At 41.6% G+C, this 25100-nt stretch carries 20 protein-coding genes; 15 read left to right on the forward strand and 5 right to left on the reverse strand.

The genetic code is table 11. The features are described 5' to 3' along the window. Nucleotides 1–109 precede the first annotated feature (109 nt). The 3 genes from G563_RS0129920 to G563_RS0129930 form a co-directional block, all read right to left on the reverse strand. Complete coding sequence (locus G563_RS0129920; protein WP_028668575.1) at nt 110–1315, reverse strand: acetyl-CoA C-acetyltransferase; 1206 nt, start codon at nt 1313–1315, stop codon at nt 110–112. Between the two features lie 330 nt (nt 1316–1645). Then, on the reverse strand, nt 1646–2200 hold the full coding sequence (locus G563_RS36245) for a hypothetical protein (RefSeq protein WP_037328577.1): 555 nt from the start codon (nt 2198–2200) through the stop codon (nt 1646–1648). Between the two features lie 307 nt (nt 2201–2507). Next, nucleotides 2508–4154, reverse strand: coding sequence for a reverse transcriptase/maturase family protein (locus tag G563_RS0129930; RefSeq protein WP_157585727.1), 1647 nt, complete (start codon nt 4152–4154; stop codon nt 2508–2510). Nucleotides 4155–4462: 308 nt separating this feature from the next. On the opposite strand from G563_RS0129930, the gene G563_RS0129935 reads away from it, so the two are divergent. The 14 genes from G563_RS0129935 (at nt 4463) to G563_RS0130000 (ending at nt 17593) form a co-directional block, all read left to right on the forward strand. Further along, the gene (locus G563_RS0129935; RefSeq protein ID WP_028668577.1) at nt 4463–5617 is read left to right on the forward strand and encodes a WYL domain-containing protein; all 1155 of its coding nucleotides are present in this window, start codon (nt 4463–4465) and stop codon (nt 5615–5617) included. 204 nt (nt 5618–5821) lie between these two features. Next, nucleotides 5822–7021 (forward strand): mechanosensitive ion channel domain-containing protein, encoded by a 1200-nt coding sequence (locus G563_RS37375; protein WP_051211291.1) that lies wholly within the window; start codon nt 5822–5824, stop codon nt 7019–7021. 57 nt (nt 7022–7078) lie between these two features. After that, nucleotides 7079–7690 (forward strand): fumarylacetoacetate hydrolase family protein, encoded by a 612-nt coding sequence (locus G563_RS0129945; protein ID WP_028668578.1) that lies wholly within the window; start codon nt 7079–7081, stop codon nt 7688–7690. Nucleotides 7691–7722: 32 nt separating this feature from the next. After that, nucleotides 7723–9726, forward strand: a complete 2004-nt coding sequence (locus G563_RS36255) for a M23 family metallopeptidase (protein ID WP_037328579.1) — start codon at nt 7723–7725, stop codon at nt 9724–9726. Further along, complete coding sequence (gene bcp, locus G563_RS0129955) at nt 9659–10108, forward strand: thioredoxin-dependent thiol peroxidase (RefSeq protein ID WP_028668579.1); 450 nt, start codon at nt 9659–9661, stop codon at nt 10106–10108. The genes G563_RS36255 and bcp overlap by 68 nt, the downstream gene beginning before the upstream one ends. 87 nt (nt 10109–10195) lie before the next feature. After that, on the forward strand, nt 10196–11053 hold the full coding sequence (locus G563_RS0129960) for a transketolase (protein WP_063828454.1): 858 nt from the start codon (nt 10196–10198) through the stop codon (nt 11051–11053). A 12-nt stretch (nt 11054–11065) separates the two neighbouring features. Further along, the gene (locus G563_RS0129965; protein WP_028668581.1) at nt 11066–11656 is read left to right on the forward strand and encodes a Uma2 family endonuclease; all 591 of its coding nucleotides are present in this window, start codon (nt 11066–11068) and stop codon (nt 11654–11656) included. Nucleotides 11657–11658: 2 nt separating this feature from the next. Beyond that, entirely contained in the window at nt 11659–12651 is a 993-nt protein-coding gene (locus tag G563_RS0129970) for an AAA family ATPase (RefSeq protein ID WP_028668582.1), read from the forward strand. A 14-nt stretch (nt 12652–12665) separates the two neighbouring features. Then, nucleotides 12666–13238 carry a DUF4276 family protein gene (locus G563_RS0129975; protein ID WP_169579824.1) on the forward strand — a complete coding sequence of 191 codons (573 nt, stop codon included), beginning with the start codon at nt 12666–12668 and terminating at the stop codon, nt 13236–13238. Nucleotides 13239–13278: 40 nt separating this feature from the next. Beyond that, complete coding sequence (locus G563_RS0129980; protein ID WP_028668584.1) at nt 13279–14235, forward strand: transketolase family protein; 957 nt, start codon at nt 13279–13281, stop codon at nt 14233–14235. 69 nt (nt 14236–14304) lie between these two features. Next, on the forward strand, nt 14305–14862 hold the full coding sequence (locus G563_RS0129985) for an RNA polymerase sigma factor (RefSeq protein ID WP_028668585.1): 558 nt from the start codon (nt 14305–14307) through the stop codon (nt 14860–14862). Nucleotides 14863–14939: 77 nt separating this feature from the next. Beyond that, nucleotides 14940–15374: a hypothetical protein gene (locus tag G563_RS0129990; RefSeq protein ID WP_028668586.1), complete on the forward strand. Its 435-nt coding sequence runs from the start codon at nt 14940–14942 to the stop codon at nt 15372–15374. A 36-nt stretch (nt 15375–15410) separates the two neighbouring features. Then, nucleotides 15411–15851, forward strand: coding sequence for a Spy/CpxP family protein refolding chaperone (locus tag G563_RS0129995; protein ID WP_028668587.1), 441 nt, complete (start codon nt 15411–15413; stop codon nt 15849–15851). Between the two features lie 47 nt (nt 15852–15898). Beyond that, nucleotides 15899–17593, forward strand: a complete 1695-nt coding sequence (locus tag G563_RS0130000) for a M14 family zinc carboxypeptidase (RefSeq protein WP_028668588.1) — start codon at nt 15899–15901, stop codon at nt 17591–17593. A 252-nt stretch (nt 17594–17845) separates the two neighbouring features. On the opposite strand, the gene G563_RS0130005 is transcribed toward G563_RS0130000, so the two are convergent. Continuing rightward, complete coding sequence (locus tag G563_RS0130005; RefSeq protein WP_028668589.1) at nt 17846–21202, reverse strand: UvrD-helicase domain-containing protein; 3357 nt, start codon at nt 21200–21202, stop codon at nt 17846–17848. Nucleotides 21203–21728: 526 nt separating this feature from the next. Further along, on the reverse strand, nt 21729–24458 hold the full coding sequence (locus G563_RS0130010; RefSeq protein ID WP_037328581.1) for a TonB-dependent receptor: 2730 nt from the start codon (nt 24456–24458) through the stop codon (nt 21729–21731). A 187-nt stretch (nt 24459–24645) separates the two neighbouring features. On the opposite strand from G563_RS0130010, the gene yiaA reads away from it, so the two are divergent. Continuing rightward, the gene (yiaA, locus tag G563_RS0130015) at nt 24646–25038 is read left to right on the forward strand and encodes an inner membrane protein YiaA (RefSeq protein ID WP_028668591.1); all 393 of its coding nucleotides are present in this window, start codon (nt 24646–24648) and stop codon (nt 25036–25038) included. Nucleotides 25039–25100: the final 62 nt, after the last annotated feature.

Consider the following 25100-nt stretch of genomic DNA (forward strand, 5'->3'; position numbering starts at 1 on the left):
GAGCATATTATTTTGTTCAAACACCTAAATCCTTATAAAGTCGGAGACTTTATACATAGCTTGCCCCAAACTATCATTTGGGGCAAAAACGGTACTGCGTCTCCGACGCTCAAATCCTTTCAAAAATAGTAGCGATTCCCATGCCTCCGCCGATACACAAAGTAGAAAGGCCGATTTGTTTTCCCGAACGTTCTAATTCATCGATAAGGGTCGCCGAAATAATCGCCCCCGTAGCTCCCAACGGGTGTCCAAGCGCAATAGCGCCGCCGTTTACGTTTACTTTGGCATGGTCAACCCCCAACTGCTCCATAAAATACAAAGGCACCGCCGCAAAGGCTTCGTTGACCTCAAACAAATCAATGTCGCCTATCGTCATCCCCGCTTTTTTCAGGACTTTTTGGGTAGCCGGTACAGGGCCCGTGAGCATGATTGTAGGTTCAGAACCCACCACCGCAAACGCCCTAATACGGGCGCGAGGCTGTAGTCCAAGTTGCTGTCCGATGGCCTTCGAGCCAATCAAAAGCCCAGCGGCACCATCCACAATCTGCGACGAGTTTCCGGCATGATGAACGTGATTGATATGGTCAAAATCGGCGTATTTCATCAATGCCAAAGCATCCAGCCCCATCGTACCCATCATCTCAAAAGCGGGTTTTAGCTTACCCAACGACTCTACGGTAGTACCAGCGCGCACGCCTTCGTCGCGGTCGAGGAGGGTGATTCCTAACTCATCTTGATAAGGCACGAGCGATTTCGCAAAGCGGTTTTCTTGTTGCGCTTTTTCTGCCCTACGGTACGACTCTACTGCAAAAGAATCTACGTCAGTACGGGAGTAGCCGTATTTGGTGGCAATCAAATCTGCCGAAATCCCCTGAGGCACGATGCGATGACGCGCCACAATTTGAGGATTCATGAACAACGCCCCGCCGTCGGTGCCCATTGCCACCCGACTCATGGACTCCACGCCGCCCGCCACTATCAAATCTACTTGCCCCGACATCACATAGGCGGCGGCCTGATTGATAGCTTCTAAACCCGATGAACAAAACCGATTGAGTTGCACTCCTGCCACGCTCTCGGCGTAGCCTGCTTCTAGCACAGCCGTACGGGCAATATCGGCTCCCTGCTCACCGATAGGCGTAACACAGCCCACAATGACATCATCTACATGACTGGTATCCAATTGGTTACGGGTTTGAATAGATTTCAATACCGACGTTAGGAGCTGAATAGGCTGCACCTCATGCAGCGACCCGTCAGATTTTCCGCGTCCGCGCGGGGTTCGCACGGCATCATACACATAAGCTTCGTTCATGAGAAATAGGGGAGTTTGAAAAATAATAAGTAAATGTGCAAATCGCTACGATGACCTAATTGAAAAATAAAAACTGAAAATCAGTGAGTTACATTACACATTATTAATAAAGTAACAAGAACCTCTCCTAATCCCACGCCCTTAGGCTGGGGAAAAATAAAGAGACGATATTTTTTGGTTTTAGCCCTGATAACATTCTCATTATCTATTACATTGACGGGTCAAGATTTACCGATACCCGATAATATTGCATAAGTACTCTGCTTGCATACTGTTGAAAGCAAAATTAAAGCCTAATTCTCAAAAAGCAAGAGTCATGAAGAATAAGTGTTACCCCAAGAATATTTTTTTGAGACATCCCCACAAAGCGCGTTTGTTTTTGTCGTCGGCTTGTACAATATCAAGCGACTCAGCCAACAAGAAATTGACACCTGCAATGCGCTTAGGGTCGTAGCGGTTCATCATGATTTCGAGGTTGATTTGGATGAAAGGTACCCCAAACGAAATAAAATGATGCACTTGCTTGTGCTGTAGCACCGCTCTAAAATCCATCTGTTTTGAACCTGCGATATTGAGAATATCTACGCCATCGAGGTTGAGATTGACCGCTTTGAGTACTTTCTCCAAAAAAATAGTATTGCTAGGCGATAAAGCGGGAGATTCGTCTATCAAGATAAGGGTTTTGTGGTTGAGCTGCGGAGGAGGAGCCCAAGTCGGTACCACAGCGGCAGGAACAGGTGCAGGAGGTTTTGGCACAATCGGCTCCGCTACCGGCTCACTTACCAGCACAGGTGCCTCAGCAATAGGGGCTTGTGCCACTTTTTGATCTTCCTGCACCCGATAGAGGGTTTCGTGCTGAAACAGTATCTTGTAGAAATTATCCATTTGAGCACAAATTTACAAACAGTTTGCTGCTTGATGCGATATTTGAGATTTAAAGTCTAACAATTTGCTATTAAAGCACTATTTCCAATTGACTATCAACTAGTTACAAAAATATGAGCACTTTTTTGATGATTGGGTTTCAAAGACTTATTTTGAAATTTGACCTAAAGAAAGATGAAGAATGATACTCAAAAAACAGCTCTCTTCTATAACGTTTTACGAAAGTGAAAAATTGAGATTGTTTAATTGAGTAGAATACCCTTGAAAGACTATCAAATATATATGGGAGATGCTTCTTATAAAATAGCTATTTTTTATTGTTACAATGTCTCTGTAAAGCTTGATTAAATAATTTTCTGTGATTCCTTAACTGAGCTTTAATTGCATCCTCCTTCATAATTTTACTTGCTCGCTTTACATAAGAAAAGTAATTACTGCGTAAGTTTTTTGGTTTCTCTTCACTTTGAAGTCGAAAATCTCCAACATGATTAATCTTAAAGCTTTTACGTCGTGTAAATATCTTAGTTTTATTTAAGTTGGCTAATCTGTAAAGTTTAAACAAGCGGCGTTTAAAAATAACAGGAGTTTTGCTTCCTTGCTTCTCTGCTATTTTTATAGCCTGTTTTGATTTGCGTTTTACCGTGCTAATCATTCTACGATAAAACTTCGCTAGGTTTGCTGACTTTATAAGGGTTTTATTCCCATAAAATTCAAATCCTAAATAAGTAAAAGGAGCTTCAATTTTACAAACTGTATTAGTCAATTTAATAGAAGTCAGTCTTGGAGGTTGATTACCGAAACGTCTTTTTGTAAACCAGAATTTTTCAGTCTTATCTTCACTAATTTTTATTAAACACTTTTGAATCTCTTGCTTTACAATCAACTCTATTTGCTCCGCAAATTCAGGATTACAGACAATAACCATATCATCAGAATAACGTCTGTAAAATCCATTTAGTCCTTTCACGACTTGATTAAACATCTCATTATCAAAATCTAAAAGATAAAGATTCGCTAATACAGCACTAATAGGCAAGCCTTGCGGAATACCCATTGGCCGTTTTTCTTTATCACGAAACGGAAAACGATGGATTCTTAATTCTCGATTTTTAATCTTGTTCCGAAACTCTTCTGCTGACTCAAAAAAGGCATGTATTCCGTATTTGTTTCTGATTTTAGCCAATTTTTTTTCATCAAAACCCGCTTTTCGTCCCGTTTTTCTGTCAGAGATACGAAGATCATCTAAAAGTATATAGGAGAAACGAGTTACTGCTTTGAAAACATTAAAATGGTCATCAGGTAGTTTATCTTCATTGATCAGATTAGTCCAAACTTTTTTGAGAAGTTGATGATTAAGGCTTGAAAAGAAGCTTTTAATATCAAAGGTTAAGACCATGCAACCGCCTTCATTTCCTCTATTTTTGATTTCCTCAAATACTTCATGAGCAAAATGAATTGTATTTTTTTTCTTTTGACTCTCTTCGTCCCATATTTTTCGATAGGCAATGATGCACTCTGATAATGAAGGGTTTTTGTCTAAGAGAGTTTTATATTTATCCTGTAATATTTCGGCATAATACCCCAAAATAAGCGCATCCATGTGAGTAGCATAGTGCAAAGGCCGACTTTTGATATGTCTCTTAAATTTGCCATTTATATCTTGGTAAGAGTGACATCTTTCTCCTTTTTCAGGATGAGCTTTATACCTTCTCTCATCAATACTTGCATGAATCAAAGGGAAAAAAGCATACTTAGCTACGTAGTTTTTATTCTTGATTTTGGACAAGATTTCTTTGCGACTTGCATAAACATCAATTTGAGGGGTAATGTGAAGATAACCTCTATTTTTTAGCCAAGAATGCGGTAGATGTTGATTCATAAAAACCTTGAAAGGGGGCGGTGTAACAGATTTTAATTCAGACATACGCTCAATAAGAGCAAGACCAGTACCCAAATTCTTGAGTCACACTTGTTATTTGCAATTCTGTACCTTTAACCCAAATTATTGTCCTTATGATGGAACTTACTTTTAGATTTATCTGCACAGTCGATTCTGTGAATAGCATAGTAACTTCCTTGAAGAAATTAATCCAAGAAAGTGCTTGCTTTATTCATGACAATCTTTGACCTGTATAATCTACATATACAGTGAGTTTTTTAAAACTTTATAGTCCATTCCAGATGTCTGTCATCTTACATCCCCTAACAAGGTGTAACAAAGATACGAAATTTTTGTAGATTTGTTAAAAAGTTATTTCATTCATGATAAGTAATACACCTTCTATCGGGGACATTGTAGCCCTAAATTCTCACCCTTACTACTCTGATCAAACTAATATATTGATTGGAGGTGATCCTCAATTAATATCACCTTTGATGATTGTAGTAGAAACCGTGGGCGATACCCAAAATTCATTCGATGAAAATGTTGGGATGCAAATACAAGAAAAAGGTGAAAGTTGTCAGTGCAAGTGTATCTGGTACTCTACAAAATCACATCAATTTGAAGAATCATGGCTTTCATCTAAAGCTTTAAAAAAAATAACTTCCAAGAATTTGAACCATACTATTGATAAACAACAATTTATTGATAAATCAATAGGTTATGGCTCTCTCGTAACTTTGAAAACAACTTCTTTGGAAATTGCAAAGCAGAAAAGTTCATTTTCAATAGAAAGTAATCGAGAGAAATCAACTATCAATCCCGTCCTTTCTTTTCTCAGCCCTGTAATGCAGGTTATTGGAACCAGCAAAAGCGATTCAAAAGAACCAAAATTTGATAGTAAAACAGGAAAGGCACGAAGTGTATCTGAATTGTTGGTAAAGTGCAAATGGTTTAATAGTTCATCAGATAAAATGTCTGAGAAACTCCTACCTATCGAAGCATTAATTTCTATACCCCCTATTAATGAAGAGCTTTTTAGCAAAATTGAAAAACTTATCAAATCACCAACCTCAATTAAATTAAAAATAGGGGATGAAGAAACTATTTTCACACCTCAAAAAATCAAATATACCCATGGGTTCTATTCAGTTGTTGGTTATGACCACTTACAAAATCGAACTATTAATGTTGAGATATTAAACTTAGATAATCCTTTAGAAGAGTACAAATTAATTCAAGAACGCTTTCCCTGCTTTAACCTTGAAAAGCACCCTGAAACTCAAATCGAAACGGGTATCAAGAAGGCAATTGAGCAAAAAAACTATATCAGAATAAAATATAGAGACCGAGCTGGCAACGTAACAACAAGAACGGTAAAACCCCATAGAACTCATGTTGTAAGTGAACCTTCTCCCATAGACAGTGTCTATTTAGTGGCTCATTGCCTTCTTAGAAATGCTGAACGGTATTTTAGAATCGAAAGAATATCAAGTGTGGAAATTTTTAATTTAAAGTATTCTACTAATCCCTGAGCAATTAATTTCAAAATATATAGTATTTCAATCGTTTCCTAGAATCCCCAAAGTTTGTTTATTTCTTTATAGAGGGATGCCTTACTTTCGAGTTTCAGAAGCTTGATGAAAGGCAAATGACCTCCATTTTAACCATAAAACACCCATTTACTGGCATATTTTTTTAACTTTGATTGATAGTTTTTCATTCAATCCATCGCGCCTATGCTGTTTTTACGTTCTAAATTCCCCTCCTTTGTATTATTCATTTCGTTGACATTTACCTCCTTTTTTGCTCATTCTCAATCACTTCAAGGTTTCAAGCTCCCTTCCCTTACCCAAGATACTGTTAAGCGAACTTCCATACGGGGGATGTTTTCTCAACTCAACAATACCGCTACGGTTAGCGATTGCAAAACGGGGAAAATTGTGCATATCCTTCCCCAAAAAGCCTACAAAGACCTCATGACCGCTTATGAGGAAGTGCGAAAAGCAGGCGAAAATAGAATGTACGTCGAAATTGAGGGATATTTGGCGGAGGGTCGCGCCGAAAGAGTCATTGTCGAAAAGCTGCGTTTTTATGAAAATACCCCCGTTTGTCCCTCGGCGGCCAAGTCATATTTTGCTCGTATGAAAGCCGATTTTTTTGAATACGGCGAAGCCACTATCGAGTGGGGTATCAAATTGGGGATTGCTTCGTTGATCCTTACGTTTGGTTTTTGGTTTATCAATTTTCTTAATAACCCCATCAAATCTTTCATTGATAAACGCCTCAAGATTGACCCTTCCGTCAAGAGTTTTTTGAAAAGCTTGTTGTTTATCAGTTTACGCATCAGCCTTATCATGCTCGCAGGTGGTTTTTTGGGCATTCGTGTCACGGGTATCGTAGCGTTGTTTAGTGCCGCTACGCTTGCCATTGGTTTTGCGCTGCAAGGTAGTCTTTCCAATTTTGCGGGAGGTTTTATTATCTTATTGATGAAACAATTTAAAGTAGGCGAGAAAATCACCGCTCAGGGTTATACGGGTGAAGTACGTGATATTCTGATGTTTAACACGGTGTTGGACACAGGAGACGGTCGCCGCGTGATGATTCCCAACGGCCCCCTCCTCAACAATACAATCATCAATCACACAAGGGCTGGCTATGAAAAGCGCGTCCTTAAGATTTTTACGACTTCTGATGTAGATACGGAACATTTGAAAGCAATCATCATTGACCAGATGACCACGCTCAACGATGAGACCCTGACCCTCGCCCCTGACGTAAAAGTGACGGATTGGAACGGCGACCGCATCGAAATCACGGTTTCTTACCAAACTCCTTCTGCCCAAAGTGGTGTCATTTACGAAAAAGTGATTCAAAGCATCAACAACCGCCTCCGCGCCGAAGAAATCAAACTATATCCTACCATGACAGGGACGTAATCAAGGTTAGGGTTTTGAGAAAATGCGTACCTTTGCGGACGATAAAAAACCGAATCTATGAAAATCATCTGCATTGGTCGCAATTACGTAGATCATATTCACGAACTACAAAACGCTATTCCCGAAGACCCCGTTATTTTTCAAAAGCCTGATACGGCTTTGCTAAAAGACAATGCCCCTTTTTACTATCCCGATTTTACCCAAGACCTTCATCATGAAGTAGAGATTGTGGTTAAAATCAATAAAATGGGCAAAAACATTGATGAGAAGTTTGCTCATAAGTACTACAATGAAATCGGTATCGGAATTGATTTTACCGCGCGTGACTTACAGTCTAAACTCAAGTCTAAAGGTTTACCTTGGGAATTGGCCAAAGCATTTGACGGCTCTGCTCCTATTTCGGAGTTTATTCCCAAAACTGAATTTGCGGATTTGCAAAATTTGAATTTCCATTTGGATGTCAACGGCCAAACCCGCCAACAAGGCAATACCTCACTGATGCTATTCAAAATTGACTATATTATTTCGTTTGTTTCGCGCTTTTTTACCCTCAAAACGGGCGATTTGCTCTTTACAGGAACCCCCAAAGGCGTAAGCCCTGTGAAGGTCGGCGATACGCTTACGGCTTACATTGAAGGTAAAAAGATGCTTGAATTTGAAGTAAAATAGCTCAAGTATTTCGTCACAAAAGAGGTTCTCGCATGTTCTTATTCAAACGTTTTTTACTGGTTTTTAGCTTTTTGCTTTCAAGTTTCTCCGCAGTTTTTGCCCAAAAAGAATCTTTTCCTAAAGGATATTTTCTATTTCCTATCTATCCTGGGCAAAAAAACACCTTAGCGGGGGTGCTAGGCGACCTCCGCACCAATCATTTTCATGCCGGAATTGACATTCGGACGCAGCAGCGTGAGGGGTTGCCTGTAGTGGCTGCGGCTGATGGCTATGTATCACGCATCAAAGTGCAAACTACGGGCTATGGCAACGTGATTTTTATCAAGCACCCCAATGGCATGACTACCGTCTATGGTCACTTGTTGTCGTTTGAGGAGCCTATTGGAAGTTATTTACTTGAAAAACAATACGAAAGGAAATCTTTTGAAATAGAATTGAATCCCTCTCCTGAACAATTTCCCGTAAAAAAAGGACAATTGATTGCGCTTTCTGGTAATACAGGAGGGTCGGCAGGGCCACACTTGCATTTTGAAATTCGTGATTCGAAAGACAATTATCTTAATCCTCTTTTTTTTGATTTTGACGAAATCGAAGACGAAATCCCACCTTATTTCAATTCCGTGGCGATTCGTCCGATAGGTCTAGAAAGTCGTGTCAATGGCGAGTTTGAAAGAATCAGCTTTCGCCCCGTTCGCCAAAAATCTGGAGTGTATAGCTTTGCGCAAACCATTAAGGCCTGGGGCGAAATCGGCCTAGAACTCATCGCTTTTGATGCGATGAATGGCGTTAACTTCCGAAATGGCGTCAATTGCGTAGAAATCAAACTCGACGGCGAAGAAGTTTTTGCTTACAATATGACGTCTTTTCCTAGCTGGTCAACACGTGATTACAACAACCTGATAGATTATAAAACCGAACAGAAAACGGGCTCTCGCTATTTGAAATGCTATAACCCTGACGGCAACAATTACAACATACACCGTACTGACGGCTACCGTGGAAAACTCCAAATCCGCGATACCCTCACGCATGAGGTACAGGTCACTTTGTTTGACTCTTACGAAAATTCGGCAATACTAACTTTAAAAATCAAAGGGGAACCTCCTCAGGAATTACTTCCTCCTCTTACCGAAAGTGCGCCTTCGCTGTCGTATATCAAAACCGACATGGAAGAAAATATACTTAAAATCAGTGCTTTGGGATTGTCTCAGCTCAGTTATGCGGAGGTATTTGTAAAAAGCAAAAGCGTTCAGTTAGCCCCTGCTTATCAGAGCAGTGGCGAAACCGTATACTTGCTGGATTTGAGAGAACACCTTCCTGATTCGATTCAGATTGGCAACAAACTTCTCCGAACTGATTTCAAACAACGCATCCGGCCCAATGCCCTTGCCACTTACGAAGGCGACCGCTATACCTTGCGATTTGGGAATCAAACTATTTTTGATACGCTTTATTTAGCAGTTCAGTCGCGCCCCAATGGCCTCGTTATCAACGATGAAATCATTCCACTGCGTGATGCACTAGGGATTAATTTCCGCCCCGATATTATGCCTTCCAACCCCGACAAAACCCACGCCTACCGCATGGATGGCAATCGGGTGCGTTTTATGGGTGGTAAATGGCGCGGCGATGTACTAGATTTTACAACGCGTGAATTGGGGAATTTTTCTCTTGCCACCGACGAAACGCCTCCTTCTATCCAATTGATTCAATCCAACAAAAAAAGCATTTCGGCTCGTATTTCAGATGGTATGTCGGGTATTGCGTCCTTCAATGCGTACGTAAATGGAGAGTGGGTGTTGATGAATTATGAATACAAACGAAATTATATTTGGTCGTCTAAGCTAGTTGATAGCCTTGATTTTGAAGGGGAATTAAGACTAGAAGTGACTGACCGCGCCGGAAATATCGCTATCTTGCAGGCCGAAATCAAAGAACCTGTCATAAAACCCACTACTCGAAAAAAGCATGGCACTGCAAGTAGGAGAAAAAGCGCCCCTGTTCGAAGCAAAGGATCAAAACGGAAACGTCGTTAAACTCAGTGATTTTGAAGGTAAAAAAGTAGTTCTCTATTTTTATCCCAAAGACAATACCCCTGCCTGTACCGCCCAAGCATGCAGCCTGCGTGACAATTATGAAGCTCTTCTTGCCAAAGGATACGTGGTACTAGGGGTAAGTATCGACGACCAAAAATCGCACCTCAAATTTGCCACTAAATACAACCTTCCTTTTCCAATCCTAGCCGACCCCGACCACTCGCTCGTCGAGGCTTTTGGCGTTTGGGGTGAAAAAATGCTTTATGGCAAAAAATACATGGGTACCATACGTACCACTTTTATTATCAATGAAGAGGGTATGATAGAGGATGTAATTACGAAAGTAAATACCAAAAACCACGCCGAGCAGGTACTCAACTAAGTTTTTTTTCAAATTTTGTCTTAAAAGTGTCAATATGACATTTATATTTGTATCAATTTCCAAACTACCAATATTTCAATAATTCAAATGACTGAACTTCAAAGCATTGCTTCGCAAGTAAGACGCGATATTTTACGGATGGTACACGGTTGCCAATCTGGTCACCCAGGAGGGTCGTTGGGCTGTGCCGATTTGTTTGTGGCACTTTATTTCCAACAAATGAAAATCAACAACCGTAAAGGCAAAGGAGGCTACTTATCTTTCAACCTCGACGGCAAAGGTGAGGATTTGTTTTTCTTGTCAAATGGCCATATTTCACCTGTATTCTATAGTGTATTGGCTCGTCGTGGGTATTTTGATGTCAAAGAATTAGCCACTTTCCGCAAAATCAACAGCCGCTTGCAAGGCCACCCCACTACGCATGAGCACCTGCCAGGTGTACGTATTGCGTCGGGTTCGCTCGGACAAGGTCTATCGGTGGCGATTGGAGCGGCTTTGGCCAAAAAACTCAACGGAGAAAAAAATCTCGTTTATTGCCTCATGGGAGACGGTGAGCAGCAAGAAGGCCAAGTGTGGGAAGCGGTACAATTTGCACCCAACAACAACGTGGACAATCTAGTGGCTTTTGTAGATGTAAACGGCCAACAAATCGACGGGTCTACCGACAAAGTCAACAACAACCGCGACCTCGGCGCTAAATACAAGGCTTTTGGATGGCGCGTACTGAGTGTAGATGGCAACAACATGGACGAACTTGTGACCTTGCTTCGCAAAATCAAACGCTTGGTGGGCAAAGGACAGCCTATCGCCGTAATGATGAAAACCGAAATGGGTCAAGGGGTAGATTTTATGATGCACAGCCACAAATGGCACGGCGTAGCTCCCAATGACGAACAACTCGCCAAAGCCTTGGCACAGTTGCCAGAGACTTTGGGTGATTATTAATCCCTCAATACCATGATTACGAGCCTCGACCAACTCGACTTGTCAAAGCAATACACCTATGCAGACTACCTCAAATGGCGGTTTCAGGAAAGGGTAGAGCTTATCAGAGGGCGGATTTTCAAAATGTCGCCCGCACCGGCGCGAAAGCATCAGGCTATCTCGATGCAGCTCATCAGTATGATGTATAGTCATTTTAAAGAGCATGAATGCCAAATGTATCATGCCCCTTTTGATGTGAGGCTACCTCGCCAAAATACTCAATCTGGGCAACAAATCTATACTGTTGTACAACCCGATTTGTGTGTCATCTGTGATAAGACGAAATTGGACAAAAGAGGATGTGTAGGTGCTCCAGATTTAATCATTGAGATCCTTTCGCCAGGCAATAGCAAAAAGGAAATGAAAGATAAATTTGAGGTGTACGAAGAGGCAGGAGTACGGGAATATTGGATTGTTCAATCGACCGATAACAACGTACTCGTTTATACCCTCAACGAGCAAGGCATTTTTATTGGACATCGGCCTTTTATCGAAGACGAAATCATGCACTCCTTCATTTTTCCCGAACTTAAAGTTGATTTGAGGGAAGTTTTTAAAGATTAAGAATGAAAATTCAGCGCATTCATATCAAAAATTTCAAGTCAATTGTGGATTTGGAAATCATCGAACCCAACCCGTTTACGGTCTTTGTAGGCCCCAACGGGTCGGGTAAATCGAATATTTTTGAGGCGTTGGAGTTTTGGAGTTATTTTACAAAAGTAAATACTTGGGATTTTTCTTCCCTCTTTGGGGGAGCCGAATACATTATAAACAGAACAAAAGAAGTCAATGAGTGCGAATTTGAAACTTCTATAGAAAGGTACGCTGAGTCAAAAGCAAGAATAATCTTAGGGGATTCAAAAAATAATACAAGTGGCAGCTTTTTTCATGGATTGTATACAGAAAGAATTCCAGATAGAGAAACAGCTCTTGATAAATTATTTAGTAGTTTTTCTAGAATTTTTGTTAAAAATAAAGAACTCCAAAAAATTAATTACTCCGATAATACTAGGCTAAACCTCTCAACCGATAATCTCGAAAAAGTACTCAAACGCATTCTCCAAGATGACGAAAAAAAGCAAGAAATCAGAGAATGGTTAGATTTGTTTATTCCTGGGTTTGAAAGAGTTGAAATTGTCTCAAGCGAATTGAGTAGTACCGATACACTCGTCATCTACGAAAAAGGAGTCCAAAAGCCTTTTACCAAAGACCTACTTTCGGATGGCACTTACAATATTCTAGCGCTATTGACCGCCGTTTACCAATCCGACCAACCGCAGTTTTTGTGCATCGAAGAACCTGAAAATGGCCTTAATCCCTACGTAATCAGAAAGCTAGTAGATTTTTTTCGCGATGCTTGTGAAGAAAAGGGGCACTATATTTGGCTCAATACGCATTCAGGTACTTTGGTTGATTGCCTTACGCCTGAAGAAGTGATTCTGGTAGATAAAGTAGGAGGACAAACCCAAATCAAACAATTGAAAGGCTTGAATCTCCACGGTCTAGATATGGCGGAAGCTTGGCTTTCGGGAGCATTAGGAGGAGGTACTCCATGGTAAAAGTAGGTTTTATTGTGGAAGGAGATACCGAAAAGCAGATTGTATCGTCTGACTTATTCAAAGCTCTGTGCCGTAAGGCAGGTATAGAAGTAATCAATGGTATTTTTCCTACCAACAAAAGAGAACGAGGAAAAGATGTTTTCAAAAATGCAGAAAAATTGCACTCCTTCACTCAGCTGCTCCACGACATGGGTGCAGAGTATATATTTTGTATGAGGGATTTAGAAGATTTACCCTGCATTAGTTCAGCTAAAACAGAAATCCAAAACACTGATGAAACCGTCATAAAAATCATCGTTGTCAAACAGATTGAAACTTGGTTTTTAGGAGATGTAGCATTATTAAAAACCTATTTTGGCAGTAATTTTCTTGAATTATTTCCAGAAGTAGCAAATCCAGAGACAATCATAAAGCCTAGCGAAAAACTGAAGGAAATTTCAATAGCTACCAGAAATGGCAAGGGTATTGGCGACAAATTGCTTTTTGCAAAAAGTCTACTCAGAAATGGTTTTACGATTGAGCATTCGGCAGAAAACTGTCCAAGTGCTCGATATTTTTTAGATAAATTAAAGTCAATCAGTCACTAAATTGCAACTTGAAAGCGGATTGCCGCTCACATTTTTTTATATGAAAAAATACACATTCACCGAAAAAAAAGATACCCGTAGCGGCTTTGGCGTGGGTATGCAGGTACTAGGCCAAACCAATCCTGAAGTCGTAGCGCTTTGTGCCGACTTGGTAGGCTCCCTCAAGCTTGATGCTTTTATCAAAGAAAATCCAGAGCGTTTTATCCAATGTGGTATTTCGGAAGCCAACATGATTGGTATGGCTGCCGGCCTCACCATCGGCGGTAAGATTCCGTTTGCTACCACATTTGCCAATTTTGGTTCGGGACGGGTCTATGACCAAGTCCGCCAAAGTGTAGCTTATTCAAACAAAAATGTCAAAATCGCTGTATCACACGCCGGTTTGACATTGGGCGAAGACGGCGCCACTCACCAAATCCTCGAAGACCTCGCTATGATGCGCGCACTGCCCGGCATGACCGTCATCAATCCATGCGACTTCAACCAAACCAAAGCGGCTACTATCGCAGCTGCTGAGTACGAGGGGCCAGTTTACCTTCGTTTTGGTCGTCCAGTAGTGCCAGTATTTACGGATGCTGACCAAAAATTTGAAATTGGAAAAGCTTGGATGGTCAACGAAGGCACCGACGTAAGTATCTTTGCCACAGGCCATTTGGTATGGGAAGCGATTCAGGCCGGTGAAATCCTCGAAGCAGAAGGTATCAACGCCGAAATTATCAACATTCATACCATTAAACCTTTGGATGAAAAAGCTATCTTAAAGTCGGTGAAAAAAACGGGTTGTTTGGTTTCGGCCGAAGAGCACCAAGTAGCCGGCGGTTTGGGTAGTGCCATTGCAGAACTATTGGTGCAAGGCACGCCTTATCCACAAGAGTTTATTGCGGTAAAAGACAGCTTCGGCGAAAGTGGCACTCCCGCGCAGCTTATGGAAAAATACGGTCTCACCGCCAAAGACATTGTGGCAGCCGCCAAAAAAGCCATTTCAAGAAAAAGTTAATGATGATAGGTTATCCGTTGATTGAAAAAAAAATATTACCTACATTGACGGATAACCTTCTTATTTTGCATGACCGACCAATCCATCCTTGAGAAGTTTGCCAACCCTGAAAGCCGCAATTTTGCTTTCAACCAATTGGTACGTAAATACCAACAAAAAATATATTGGCATATTCGAAAGATGGTCATTGACCACGACGACGCCGACGACCTCACCCAAGAAACCTTCATCAAAGCTTGGCAATCGCTCGAAACCTTCCGAGGAGATTCTCAGCTTTTTACGTGGATTTATCGCATTGCTACCAACGAATGTCTCAATTTTTTGAACAAAAAAAGACGTCGTTTTTTTATGCCCATTCATGATGTAGAAGGGGAATTGCTCGAAAAACTTGAAAGTGTTTCAAGTCAATCCGAAAATCCTATGAGCGGCGATGAAGTACAATTGAAACTTCAAAAGGCTTTGTTGACGTTACCCGAAAAACAGCGTTTGGTGTTTAATATGAAGTATTTTGATGACCTCAAATACGAAGACATTGCCGAAATCACCGGCACCTCGGTGGGAGCATTAAAAGCAAGTTATCACCATGCTGTCACAAAAATTGAGAAGTTTTTGAACGATAGCGATTAAACTTTATTACTAAAGCATTGTCAAAAGTTTGTATGCTTAAATTCTTCATCCACAACAATAGCTGAACCTAGAGAAAAATGAAAAGGATAAAGTTAGAAGACCTCGACCGTAAGCTTCCTTATCGTGAACCCGCAGGATATTTCGAACAACTACCGACCACTGTTCAGTCTCGTATCTATGAGCAAACTGTTCAGAAAGAAAATCCTTTTAGCGTGAGCTGGTCGTGGAAGCGTACTGCCCTTGCAGGTGCCGCCGCTAGTATTGTGGGTGTTTTGTTGTGGGTGACTTATCCCCAAAAGCAGCTTTCTTTGAGTGAAGAAACACTAAGTCAAGTCACCAACGACGAAATTTTGACTTACCTAAAAGACAACAACATTTCTCAGCAAGAGGTGATTGAACAAACCCAAGCTCCGATTGAAAGCGAAGAAGATGTGTTGTTTCAGCAACTCAACGTCAACGACGAAGACCTCAAGAAAGCGCTTCAAGATGAAAATATTGAGGAAATGATTTAAGCGCAATCGTCTATTATGTTATCAAAAATTTTAATCATGAAAAAGGTTCTTATTGCATTGCTTTTCACTATTGTGGTCGGAACGGTATCCGCCCAAGAAGGTGGTAAACAAAAACTCGAAAACGCTAAAATTGGTCTCATTACCAATCGCCTCAATCTGACCGTCGAGCAGTCGCAAGAGTTTTGGCCAGTGTACAATGAGTTTGACGGCAAGAAAAAGGAAATTCGTAAACAAATGCGAAAACTCATTGCCGAAACGAATACTCTCACCACTCCCGACGAAAAAATCTTGTCTAATATTCGCGAGACCCTTAATCTTCAACAAAAAGAAGTAGATTTGGAACGCGAATACATGAACAAATTTTTGAAGGTTATCAACGTGAGACAGTTGGCTGAGCTTTATAAAGCCGAGCAAATGTTTACTCAGATGCTCTTACACCGCCTCAACAAAAAGGCAACGCCTGAGCGAAGCAACTAAACCTTGCGGCTGAATCCACCTTTTCAGCTTTTTATACACTTCATCTTATGAACAAACTCTGGCTTTTGGTCTTAATGAGTCATACTCTTTTTGCCCAAACCATCTCCTACGAAACCTCCCAAGGTAGAGAAACTGCCACTTACGACGAAGTCATTCGGTTTTATCAAGATTTAGATAAAAAATACGACCAAGCCACATTGGTACAAGTAGGGACTACCGACATCGGCAAGCCCCTACATTTGTTTGTAATGTCGGCCAACAAAATCTTCAAACCACAAGCTGATAAAGTCACTATCCTTGTCAACAACGGGATTCATCCAGGTGAGCCTGAAGGAATTGATGCGAGCATGATGTGGGTACGAGAATTGTTGGCAAAAAAAACATTGCCTCCCAATGTTGTATTGTGTGTAGTACCAGTATATAATGTGGATGGGATGCTCAATCGTGGGGTATCACGCATCAACCAAAACGGCCCCAACAGCTATGGGTTTCGGGCCAACTCGCGCAATTATGACCTTAACCGCGATTTTATCAAAACCGACTCTAAAAATTCGGAATCATGGCAGAAGATGTTTCAAACATGGAGGCCTCACCTCATAGTGGATACACACACGTCCAACGGCGCTGATTATCAACACGCTGTCACTTATTTTCCAACCCAAAAAGACAAGTTCCACCCACTGGTTTCTGAATTTTTCACCAAGCAATTCAAGCCCCAACTAGACGGGCTTCTTACCAAAGCGGGTTTTGACCCTGTACCTTATGTCAATGCTTTTGGGGCTACCCCCGAATCAGGTTATAATGGCTTCAATGATACACCACGCTATAGCTCAGGCTATTCGTCTTTGTTTAATTGTGAGACTTTTGTGGTAGAATTGCACATGCTCAAGGATTACCCTACCCGCGTCAAAGGTACTTATGCTTTCTTAGAAGCAACGCTTCAACTTAGTATCAAACACGCAGGGACTTTGATTAAAAATAAGCAAAAAGCTGACGAAGCGTTAGCTTCTCAAATTACATTTCCTTTAAGCTGGAAACTAGACCGAACCGTAGCCGATTCGATTACTTTCAAAGGATTTGGCGCCAAATACAAGCCAAGTGAAGTAAGTGGTCTCAATCGTTTATATTATGATCGCAACGAAGTGTTTACCAAACGTATTCCTTTTTTTGACCACTACGTACCTGACATCACTATCGAAAAACCAAAGGCTTATATCATTCCGCAAAGTTGGGCGAGGGTGATAGAACTTCTTAAAATAAACGGGGTGAAGCTAGAGCCGCTAGCCAAAGATATATCAATGGAGGTAGAGGCCTATTATATCGAAGATTACAAAAGCCCCGCCAAGCCTTATGAAGGGCATTATATTCATACAGGGGTAGTTTTGAGAAAAGAAAAACAAACTCTGCCTTTCTATAAAGGTGACTACATAATATATACTAACCAACCCTCAAACAGATATATCATTGAGACCTTAGAACCCCAAGGGCCAGATTCTTTCTTTGCTTGGAACTTTTTTGATAGTGTATTAGGGCAAAAAGAACACTTCTCCGCCTACGTATTTGAGGATGTAGCGGCAGACTTGCTCCGTAAAGATGCAGTTTTGAAAGAAAAATTAGAGGAACGTAAGAAAAAAGACGAAGCTTTTGCCAAAAGTGGCGCGGCCCAATTAGAATTTATTTATCGTAACTCTCCGTATTCTGAACGCTCTTATTTGCGTTATCCAGTGTATCGTTTACCATAGTAGATTCTATGGCAGGCTCAGCCTCATCTGAAGGCTCGGTTTCATCTTCGTCGAAGTAAAAAAATGGGTCCATATAAAAAGGGGTTTGCTTATAGTCGTTTAACTATATATACGCAAAACACCCCCTGAGGTCACTAAAATTCCCTAATTATCATAACTTTTTTTTAGGATATATAGAAAGAACGAAAGGGCATATAAAAATAGTAACAACAAACTATTTTTATATGCCCTTTTTAGCTTATAATCAAAGGCTTATACTTTTAATACTTCATTCCGCTCAATATATACCAAAAGAGCCTCTACTCGCTCATAGCCCATCTCTTTGTAAAGGTTGGCATACCTTTTGATCTGACGAATGTGATTTTCGAGAGGTACGCCTGTTTTGTAGTCTAATACTACTACACGATCTGCTAAGTAAACGATGCGGTCGGGGCGGTGCAAATTGCCATCGGGAGTGAGTATCTCACGTTCATTGAGGACTTTTGTTTCTTCGTCAAATAGCCCTGCTAAATCTGGATGCTGAAGGATTTTATCCAAGCTTTTTTGAATGTCTTTTGCCTCTGCTTGTTCAATAATTCCTTCTGTTTGCATCCGTAAAAGCGCCGTTGGCACATCTTCGGGCGTACGTACCATCGAGAGTGCATGGTGTACTTTATTGCCGTGGTCTTTTTTGTGTTCAAAAGTTTCTACGTCAAAAATACGATTGGCCAACCTTCGCAAACGCAACTCACGGCTTCGGTCAGTAGAGATCACTTGAGGCACATAAAAAAATGAACTTTTCTCATGATTATTATCTGATTTAGAAGGTGTTGTGGAAGAAGCTACCGTTTGAAGCTCTTGAGTTGTTTTCCCCATTTTTTCCAAATATTGATACAGCCAATAGCTTACTTTTCGGGGTGTTTTGATTTTGGCAAAATTTTCTTCTTTGGCCAATACATACAGCTTTTTGGTAGGTCTCGTAAAAGCTACATAAAGCAAATTGAGGTTTTCGACAAATACCCTTTGGCATTCGTCGTAGTATTGAGTAGCTATATGGGTAGTGGTAAGTTCTAAATCAGCTTTTACCTGAACCGACCCTGTCTTCATCCATTTTCGTTCGGCGTGTTCTATGCTACTGCCCTTTTCTACCTCTTCAAGTGTATAATCGGTCAGCGAAAGTTCGTCGGTGGGCTCAAGCTGTACCCACATCGTATCTCGCTTGGCATCGGGCACAAATTTCCAGTCGGCATAAGGAATAATCACGACGGGATATTCAAGTCCCTTAGACCGGTGAATCGTCTGAACCGTAATGGCATTGGGGTCAGAAGGTGCCGAAATCGAAACTTTATCTTGTTGGGTTTCCCAATAATCCAAAAAATCGGCCAAATGACTTCCTCTTTTGGTATTGTATTCGAGTACTACATCCAAAAACCTAAACAGATAATCTCGTTCCTCTACCATCTCAAAGAGTCGGAAGATTTGCACTAATTTTTCTACCAACTCATACACACTGATTTGCAGTAGCTTATAAGGATCCAACAAAGACATCCCCTCCGAATGATTTGGAACAGTGTGGGGCAATAGGTTTTCAACATAACCGTAGAAATCCTTCATTTCTACCGAATCTACCACCGTTTTGAGTTGTTTGTTGTCGGTGTTATCAGGAATCCGTTTCAAAATTATCCTAAAAAAAAGATACAGTGCTTCGTACTTATCGAGGCGGCTATCGGGCTTCACCAATACGCGCATAAAAGCCGTGACGAGATTGACTGCTCCCGAAAAACGCAACGAAAGCGAATCGTCGGAGATGATATTGTATCCATTTTCTTTTAGATAATTAGCGATTTTTTTAGCGTCTCTCTTATAGCGACAAAGTACCGAAATATCTCCCACACTGAATCCGTCTCTCTGCGTACTTTGTTCAATCAGTGCCAACGTCCGCTCAATCATCGCCGGCGTATCGTTTTCATCGTCAGTAGTATTGGTATCTGCCTCAACAAACTCAATCTCTACGCTTCCCCCCGCTTTTGGTTGGGGAGGTAATTCTTGAGCAACTTGTTCAAACACTTCCTTAGAAAGCGGGTAAGTGTCGCGGTAAAGTTCTTCTACGGTTTGAAAAAAGGCATTGTTGAATTCAATAATTTCTTTGGCACTACGTCGATTGGTCCGCAATACATCGCTTTCTAAATGCCAACGAATATTTTCGAGCCGTTCGATGGTAAGCTCGCTATCTCCCAATGATTGATAAAGACGGTCAAAGTTTTTGGAATATAAAGCGATGATTTGATCCATGTCGCCTCCCCTAAATCGATAAATCGCCTGCTTCGAATCCCCCACCGCCAAATTGAAATGATCATAACCGAGGCTATTGTCAATCAAAGGTAAAACATTGGCAAACTGCAACTTAGAAGTATCCTGAAACTCATCAATCAAGATATGATTAAACTTTTCCCCCATTCGTTCATAAATAAACGGCACAGGGTCTTCGGTTACGATTTGGAGGATTTTTTGGTTAAACTCCGAAATATGAACGCGATTGTTTTCGCGCAGTTGTCGGTCAAATTCCTCTTTGATTTCGTTGAGCAGCGACAAATGATACAAGTGCGGCGTAAGCTGCTGATAGAGATAGTAAAGCCCTCCATTTTGCTCACGCAGCCTTTCTATGTGTTCATAATAGCCTACCAATTCAGCTTTGATATTCTGTACGGTCTCTACCACAAAGGGTCGTGCGGTTTTGGTAAGCCATCCTTTATCATTTTCAAAAGCCTCCTTTTCACGGCTTCCTGGCGTAGACATTGCCTCAATGGCATCGGTGCGTTTCTTAAAATACTTAAATACCGTACCGTAGGCGAAGTCTTTTTCATCGAGGCCATTTTCTAGAATGAGTTGCAAACCTTGTTCGGCCCATTTACCTACTTGCCCTTCCCACTTTTTGACAGCTCCTACCAGCTGCCGCCTGATTTTCTTGAAGTCTTTGGCCGAAAGGTGCGTATTTTGTTTGATAGCTGCATAGCGCTGTTCGTTGAGCAAATCATGCGCAAAAGCAGCTAATGCTTCTGGTAAGCTGTGGTAGTTTTGTCCTTGTTGACTTGCTTCCAAATAAAATGCCTCCAAAATATCCGTAAGTTCGCCATAAGAATCGTCGCCTGTTTTTTCGAGCATTCGCTCTACTGCCATTAAAAGAAGTTCGCCTGCTTCCATTTCGACCTCAAACGAAAACGGGATTTCGAGTTCGTCAGTAAAAGCACTCACTACACGCTGCACAAAACTATCAATAGTCAGAATCGCAAAATCACTGTAATCGTGCAGAATTTGTTTAAAAATTCGTTCGGCACGTTTGCGCAAATCTCTCTCCCGCAACACATAAGCGCCTTCTCTATCAGCTAACGATTCGGGATACAATTCACGCAAAATATCATGAAGCATAGAATCATCTTGCCCACTCGCAAAGGCCTTCAGCTTGCTCATGATGCGCTCTTTCATCTCACGCGTGGCCGCTTTGGTAAACGTAATCGCCAAAATATGTTTGAAATAATAAGCGTTTTCGTTTTGTAAAACGAGTTTTAGATACTCTTTGGTAAGGGTATAAGTCTTGCCCGACCCAGCCGACGAACTAACGATTTTAAACATGTTTACCGATGTATAGCTCCTACGGAGCAAGTTTATTTATTTCATTCACCGCTATTGGCTAACGATTTGCAGCTCCTATGGAGCATTTAATTTATTTCATTTACCGCTATTGGCTAACGATTTGTAGCTCCTACGGAGCAATTTTATTTATTTTATTCACCGCTATTGGCTAACGATGTATAGCTCCTACGGAGCATTTAATTTATTTCATTCACCGCTATTGGCTAACGATTTGTAGCTCCTACGGAGCATTTAATTTATTTCATTTACCCCCAATTCGCTATCGATATGTAGCTCCTACGGAGCAATTTTATTTATTTGCTATTCCTCACTTGGCTCCCATGGAACAATTAACCTTCTGAGTATAGGCTGAGCATAACTTATTGATAGCACACTAAGAAGGCAAAAAAGTAAGAATAGAGGTTTCATCATGTGTATAAATATAGAACCTACAACAAAGGTATTTAAAAAAAGAGGCGACTATATTAGCTAGTCACCTCTTAACTTGTTTTTAGAATTATTTTTCTTATTCCAGCACCCAACCTACGTATACAATGCGCCCAATAGACGCAGCGCCATATACTTGAACGGCATTGGCATTGAGGAGATTTGTACCGCCAAGCCGTAAACTACTCTTTAGTTTGGGCAATCGGTAGCTGACTTGGCCGTCGAGTGTCCCGAAAGCTTCAATGTATCCTTCATCTACTGGCATAAAATACTGATAACCACTATTATGACGATAATTAAACGCATAAGTAAGATGCTTGATAGGCTCTCCATTGACGCCCAAATTGAACTTATGAATAGGCGTATTGAAGCCCAAAATCAGCCCAGGCACATCATTTTCGTTGATATTTGACCATGTATAATTAGCGTTGAAATTGAGCTTTTTATGATAAAAGTATTCAACACTTGCTAACACGCCTTGCGTCCGAACTTGGCGGTCGGCGTTGGCCCAAGTCTGAATCAAACGCCCACGGGTACGGTCGGTGGTGGGTTTGGCAAAATCACCCGTAGCCGCCGGAAGTGGCACACCTGTAGGGGTGAGACCGTCTTCTCGTCCATAAAACCGCAAAGTGCCAATGAAATCGTTGTACAAAGAACGATAATAGCTCAAATCTACGTACAAACCTCTGGCTAACTGCCCTTTATAGCCAATCTCCCACGTATTGACCTGCTCAGGAGCTATTTTTTTGATGGTGATAGGTTTCAGAAAATCAGGATTTGCTTGACCATTGGGAAGCGCCGAAACGGCATTGAGTCCTTGATAGCCTTGTGCTATATTGCCCGCCACTAACAAACTCCCAAAATCAAGATAGATAAATTGGTCTAACTGCGCAGGTTGACGATAGGCTTGGGCATAATTGAGCCGAAGATTGTGCTGACGGTTGCTGCCTACACTCAAAACCGCCGAAAGGCGTGGAGAAAAGCGTCCGCCAAAATTGCGGAATCTATCATAACGCCCTGCCGCCGCAAGTTTGAGGCGATTTTGCCAAAGCGAATAGCGTGCTTGTCCATATACTCCCCCATCCCAATTTACGATACGCTCACGGATTTGGAGGTCGTTGGTATTGGGAGAAATGGGGGAATTGGGGCCGTCAGAAAACAAAGTCCCTGCGGATTGCAGAAAATGAGTACGGTACGAACCTCCTGCAATCAAATTGAGTTTTTGGATATTCCATTCTCTTTGCGCGCTAAAATCCCAAAAACGAGCAGTGTTAGCAAAAGCAGCACCACGTACCGTTTTGGTGCCATTGATATCAATAAGACCTACACCGCTGACGATTTGTTCGCGCAATTGATTAAACAAAGGACTTCCTACGGGCAATTGCACTCCTGACGCCAATTGCGATGCCAATGCTTGCGCTGCTTCGATACTTTGCCCTCCTGCCACTGCTTGCGGCAAGGTATAATTGGCCGGAACTCCTCCCGTAGGATTAGCCGCATATACATTGGGCAAAGCCGCTCCCGCCGCTAGTCCATTGCCACGCGCAGCTGCAAATACTTGATTCCATAAAGCAAAATAGTTTTGGGCAAAAGTAGGATAACGTACCCCTGAAGTGGCAGGAGCCATGGGAGCATTCATCAAGCCATTTGCCAGTGAATTCATATCGTAGGCTTTGCCGCCATAATCAAACACCGTATAAGCCCTTATAAACCACTCATCAGTTTTTAGCTCGAAACGATGCACGTCGTATTTCATACCACGCTGAGCGTAGCGGCTTGTACTTTGAAAGATTCCATTACTCACAGCCAATTTATATTCATAAACGGCTTTCAAACGATTATTGATTTGCCAATGTAGCGACGGATTGATACGGAAGTTCCCTGCTTTATAGTTACCATTATTAAATAGTTTAAAAGGATTTTCTGCCGATTCATTCCAGTTGGCCATTTCGGCTTCGGTATATCCTTGGGTATATATTCGATACGCTGCGCCGTTGTTGAGAGCGGTCAAAGCAGGAGTCGATACCGTAGAGCCAATCTCTCCATAGCGGTTGATGGCGTTCCAACCCGCCGGATTGCCCGTGGCGTTGTTGAGCGGGTCAGAGCCGGCCAAGCCTCCAGAAGTCACTCGTTTGATAGCTGCATTGTTGGAAGACAAAAACTCATCAGCCTCAAAGTAGTTGGCGTTCAATTTAATAGCCCACTTGCTGCCTAATACTTTGGCATAGCGAACTTGGGCATCTATCATACTTCGATTGCCTCCTCTAAGCGATGCCGATAAGCCTTGGTATTTGAAGGGATCTTTGGAATGCATGAGCAGTACGCCATTGAAGGCATTAGAGCCGTAGAGGGCAGAGTTGGCTCCAAACACAATGTCCACGCTTTCTAGATCAAGTTCTCCGATTCCGACCCAATTTCCATAATACAACGAGGCAGTAGGAGAAGTTACATCCACATAGTCGGCCAACTGCACTACCCTCTCGGCTTTGGAGCTATTGAAGCCGCGCGTACTAAAACTCGTAATCAGCCAGCTCGACTGACTCACATCAATGCCTTTGAGACGTCCTAAAGAAGAAATCAGTTCTGAAGAAGGCTGCTTTTGTAATTGGGCATTGGTCACTCTCTCCACTGTTATGGGGGTTTCCATGAGGGGTTCCGCAGTACGCGAAGCCGAGACAATCACTTCTTTAAGATATAATGTATCCAATTCTAAACGCCCAACCGAAACTTTTTGGGGAGTTTGCGCCCTTAAAAGGCTCGAAGCACTGAGTAGCAAACTCATTAAAAATGAAGTAAACAGATTTTTCATAATCAATATTAAAGGTGGTTTTGAGGGGACAAACTTAGAAAGAAACCTTTAGGTTGTATATCTTTTCTAAGCTCAAAAAGACCTTAAAATAAGTGTATCCTCAGAAAATCAGTCATTTAGTTGCATATGAGTGGTTTTTCTTAAAAATTCGCTTCACAATTTTTTCACCTAAAATCAATTACAGCCAATGTACCAAAAACCGTCTGGTGCTTTTATTGCGGCGTCGTGGATTGCCTTAGCCGCAGGTATGGCAGGATTTATCATCGGCCTATGGAGAGCCGAAATGCTCCTCAACGAAAAAGGATATTATTTTACCATTTTAATGTATGGATTGTTTTCGGCAGTGTCGGTCCAAAAGTGCGTCCGCGACCGCCTAGAAGGCATCCCTGTTACGGACATTTATTATGGAATCAGCTGGTTTTCGACCATTCTGTCCATTAGTTTATTAGCCGTTGGGCTTTGGAATGCCACCATGCTTCCGAGCGAAAAAGGATTCTATGCCTTTGCTTTTTTGCTCAGTATCTTTGGGGCTATTGCGGTTCAAAAAAACACCCGCGATAGCGAAGATGCTAAAAAATAAACATAAACAGTAAATGACTTGGTAAAGGTAGCTTACCTTTGCCAAGTCTAGAATGCAGAAGA

It is taken from the genome of Runella zeae DSM 19591 (genome assembly GCF_000423565.1).
In the GTDB taxonomy this organism is placed as follows: Bacteria; Bacteroidota; Bacteroidia; order Cytophagales; family Spirosomataceae; genus Runella; species Runella zeae.